Source organism: Parvibaculum sp. (assembly GCF_035511255.1).
Classification (GTDB): domain Bacteria; phylum Pseudomonadota; class Alphaproteobacteria; order Parvibaculales; family Parvibaculaceae; genus Parvibaculum.
Genome location: NZ_DATKFR010000145.1, coordinates 1 through 3986, shown reverse-complemented (window position 1 = coordinate 3986; position 3986 = coordinate 1). Strand labels below are relative to the sequence as shown.

Sequence of the window (3986 nt, the reverse complement as noted above, 5' to 3'; positions counted from 1 at the left end):
AGCTTTACTGTGAGCTTTTTGGGCGCGGAAACGCACACTCGGTCGAGTGCTGGCAAAACGGAAGACTGGCGGGAGGGCTCTATGGTGTCTCGCTCGGCGGTGCCTTTTTCGGCGAAAGCATGTTCAGCCGCGAAACGGACGCGAGCAAGGTCGCCCTCGTTTACCTGGTCGCCCGTCTCATCGTCGGCGGCTACAAGCTGCTCGACACGCAATTCGTGACCGCCCATCTCGCGCAGTTCGGCACCATCGAAATTCCGCGCGACGTCTATCGCGCCCGGCTGCATATGGCGACGCTGGAAAAGGCGGATTTTTACCGGTTGCCGCTCGATGCGGGAGCGGCGGACGTCTTACAGGTGTTGAGCCAGACGTCGTAGACGGGATGTTCGAGCGCATTGAGGCCCGGGCTCTCGGCAAACATCCAGCCCTTGAAGATCGGCGTCGGTTCGACCTGCTCCTTCTCTTCGTCGATCTGCCGGATTTCGACATAGGCGGCCGTCTGGGGCCGTTCCTCGGGTGGCTTCTTGTCGCAAGCCCTGACGGTTACCTCGAGTGCGCCGAAGCGCACCGCCTTGCCGATCGAGGCATCGAACTTCGTCACCCGGGCCGTCGTCTTGTCGAGCCCGCTGAAGGTGGCCACCGGATAGGGATCGGCGAGCGCCGCTCCGCTCACACCCAAACCGGCGCCGACGAACGACGCGAACACGAGCGACTGAATAAAGGAACGCAAGAGCGGGCCTATTGCGGCGCGGAAGGGGCGGCGCCCGACGGGGCAGCCTCATCCTTCTTCTTGTCGCCATCCTTCCCGCTGCCGGTCGAGAAGACCGCCTGGCTGATGAGACCCATCAGGTCGACCGATCCTTGCGTGAAGGAAATCTCGCTGCCGTCCTTCAGATAATCCTCGCTGCCGCCCGGCGTCACGGCAATGTAGTTAGAGCCCAGCAGGCCCTCGCTGGTGATCTTGGCGCTGGAATCGTCGGGAATCTTGACGTCCGGCGCGAGGCTCAGCGTCACGATGGCCTGATAGTTCGACGGATCGAGCGTCTGCGAAACCACTGTCCCGATCTTGATGCCGGAAAGCCGCACGTCGCTGCCATTGGCGAGCCCGTCGATGCGATCGAACTCCGCCTTGACGTGATAGCCGTTCGCGCTGCGCATGCCCGACGTGGAATAGCCGTAAAAGAGAAAGACGCCGGCTATGACGACAACGATGGCGCCGATCAGCGTTTCGACGAGATTGCTTTGCATGCCGGTCCTCTGGTCCCGTCCGATTTATGTCAGTGACGTTTGATGGAGATCGACGCAGCCGCGCTCATTGGGGCCGCCACGGTTCGTAGTCGCCGGTCGCCGCCGACCGCTGCCCGCCGCGCAGGATGCTGCCCTTGGGCCGGTAGGCAAACCGGGTCCCGGTCATGTTCGGACGATGCGCTTGCTGCCAGGGGCGCGGCGTGTAGTCCTCGGCCGTCGGCGGCACGTCCACCGTGTTATGGAGCCAGCCATGCCAGTCCGGCGGTACGCGCGAAGCTTCGGCGAGGCCGTTATAAGTCACCCAGCGGCGCGGATAGCCGCCCACCTTGGCCCCATCTTTTGCCTCGTAATAGCGGTTGCCCTGCCCGTCGGTCCCGACCAACCGGCCCTTCCGCCAGGTATAGAAGCGGGTGCCCATCGTCTGGCCTTGCCACCAGATGAAGATTTCGGAGAAGAGGCCCATGAAACCACCGTCGGAAGACCGCGGGCTGCGGTCGGCTATCGTTCTACCCGTGAAACGGGGCGATTCCGCCAAGGCGGAAGCGGGCCGAATATGACACCCGCCCGCCCGATGGTCCAGAGCAGGCTTGGTAAAACAATGGCTTGAAATCAGTCGATCGACCAGACGCCGCCGGCCCTGCGGGGCGAAACCTGGGCTTGGGGCTTGGCCCGCGCGATCCGCATTTCCTGCCGCCAGATATCGCCGGCCTTTTCGAAGGGACGGTCGTCCTCCAGCACCCAGTTAATCCGCTGCAACAGATTGGCGGGCGTCACGGGCTTCACCAGAAGCTGCGTCGCGCCCTGGTCGAAAGCCGCCTCGACGATGTCGCGGGAAGCGTAAGCCGTCAGCACCACGATGGGCACGAAGCATGAAGGCTCGCGACCGACGCGGCGCACGGCCCGCATGAAGTCGGCACCGTTCATCGGCGCCATTTCCCAATCGGAGATGATGAGGCTCGGGATGCGGCGCTCGATTTCGGCGAGACCCGTCGTGCCGTCCCGCGCCTGCCGAACCCCCTGCAGCCCAAAGCTGCGCAGGATCGTCCGCAGAAGCAGGCGCATATTGGCGTTATCGTCGACAATCAGGATGTCGAGATTTTTCAACGAAACGCCGAATGCCGTGCTGATGGGTAAGGCCATGGCCCGCGCGAACTCCGCCCTTTATCGCCCATTCGTTTTAAACGTTCCGCGTTACCAACTGCCTAACCCCGGACGCCGCCGATTCGCAGCCGCGCTCGTCTCTTGCGGCCGCTCCGCCGCGCTATATGTCGCGTCCTGTCGAGCTTTCCCTACTATGCCTTGACGTGGGGGATGGCTGGGCTAGGATTTCCATTCGTCGAGGGGCGGCGAGCGAGGCCGATTACAGTTCACGGCAAGTCACGGGTTTAGCGGTCGAAAGCATTTGAATTCAGGCACTTGAGCAGCCTGCATCGAATGCGGTTGAACGCTGCGGCGGAGCTTTGCCCGATGGAACTGGCGTTGGATCGCCCGTCCGCCTCCAGGAAGAGCCGCAACAACAGCGCCCTGTCCGAGGGTGCCCAGAAAAAGCCCGGGGGCCAGATGCGTATCCAGCGTTGCTTCACCGTCGAGGGGCAGTCGCCCTATGAAGGCATCTCCTTCCGGACCGCCTCGAGCGAGATCCGAAATCCCGACGGCTCGCTGGTCTTCCATCTCGACGAGATCGCCGTCCCGGCCGAGTGGAGCCAGGTCGCCTGCGATATCCTTGCCCAGAAGTATTTCCGCAAGGCCGGCGTCGCCGCCGTGCTGCGCCCCGTCGCCGAGGAAGGCGTCCCCGAATTTCTCTGGCGCCATGAGCCGGACGCCGACGCACTGGAGGCGCTGCGCCCCGACGACCGCTTCGGCCCCGAGCGCGACGCGCGCCAGGTCTTCGATCGCCTCGCCGGCACCTGGACCTATTGGGGCTGGAAAGGCGGCTATTTCGATGGCGAGGAAGACGCCGCCGCCTTCCGCGACGAACTCGCCTTCATGCTGGCCGCGCAGATTTGCGCGCCCAATTCCCCGCAATGGTTCAACACCGGCTTGCACTGGGCCTATGGCATCGACGGCCCGGCCCAGGGCCACTACTACGTCGACCACCGCACCGGCGAGACCGTCGGCGCAACCAGCGCCTATGAGCGCCCGCAGCCCCATGCCTGCTTCATCCAGAGCGTCAATGACGACCTCGTCAACGAGAACGGCATCATGGACCTCTGGGTCCGCGAGGCGCGCCTCTTCAAATATGGGTCCGGCACCGGCTCCAACTTCTCGAGCTTGCGCGGCGAAGACGAGAAGCTTTCGGGCGGCGGCAAGTCGTCAGGCCTGATGAGCTTCCTGAAGATCGGCGACCGCGCGGCCGGCGCCATCAAGTCGGGCGGCACCACACGCCGCGCCGCCAAGATGGTCATCGTCGATGCCGACCATCCCGACATTGAGGACTTCATCAACTGGAAGGTCATCGAGGAGCAGAAGGTCGCCGCTCTCGTCACCGGCTCGAAGATCAATCAGAAGCACCTCAACGCGATCATGCGCGCCTGCGTGAATTGCGAAGGTCATAATGACGACTGTTTCGACCCGAAGAAGAACCCGGCGCTGAAGCGCGAGATCGTCGCCGCGCGCCGCCTGCAGGTGCCGGAGAACTATATCCAGCGCGTCATCCAGTTCGCGCGTCAGGGCTACACCGACATCGACTTCCGCACCTACGACACCGACTGGGATTCGGAAGCCTATCTCACCGTCTCCGG

Annotated in this window: 5 protein-coding genes and 1 pseudogene; 2 read left to right on the top strand and 4 right to left on the bottom strand. The window is 63.6% G+C overall.

What is annotated here, in order from left to right; genetic code table 11:
• Window positions 1–374: leucyl/phenylalanyl-tRNA--protein transferase (locus VMR03_RS05125; protein WP_325402924.1), on the top strand; the 374-nt coding region annotated here is incomplete at its 5' end.
• On the opposite strand, the gene VMR03_RS05120 is transcribed toward VMR03_RS05125, so the two are convergent.
• From VMR03_RS05120 to VMR03_RS05105, 4 genes are all read right to left on the bottom strand, one after another.
• Window positions 311–670: a DUF2155 domain-containing protein gene (locus tag VMR03_RS05120; protein ID WP_325402922.1), complete on the bottom strand. Its 360-nt coding sequence runs from the start codon at window positions 668–670 to the stop codon at window positions 311–313. The genes VMR03_RS05125 and VMR03_RS05120 overlap by 64 nt on opposite strands.
• Window positions 671–735: 65 nt before the next feature.
• Window positions 736–1245: an outer membrane lipid asymmetry maintenance protein MlaD gene (mlaD, locus tag VMR03_RS05115; RefSeq protein ID WP_325402920.1), complete on the bottom strand. Its 510-nt coding sequence runs from the start codon at window positions 1243–1245 to the stop codon at window positions 736–738.
• 64 nt (window positions 1246–1309) lie between these two features.
• Window positions 1310–1708, bottom strand: coding sequence for an NADH:ubiquinone oxidoreductase subunit NDUFA12 (locus VMR03_RS05110; RefSeq protein WP_325402918.1), 399 nt, complete (start codon window positions 1706–1708; stop codon window positions 1310–1312).
• A gap of 146 nt (window positions 1709–1854) precedes the next feature.
• The gene (locus VMR03_RS05105) at window positions 1855–2385 is read right to left on the bottom strand and encodes a response regulator (RefSeq protein ID WP_325402916.1); all 531 of its coding nucleotides are present in this window, start codon (window positions 2383–2385) and stop codon (window positions 1855–1857) included.
• A gap of 420 nt (window positions 2386–2805) precedes the next feature.
• On the opposite strand from VMR03_RS05105, the pseudogene VMR03_RS05100 reads away from it, so the two are divergent.
• Window positions 2806–3986 (top strand): annotated as a pseudogene (locus VMR03_RS05100) (vitamin B12-dependent ribonucleotide reductase); the annotation flags it as partial.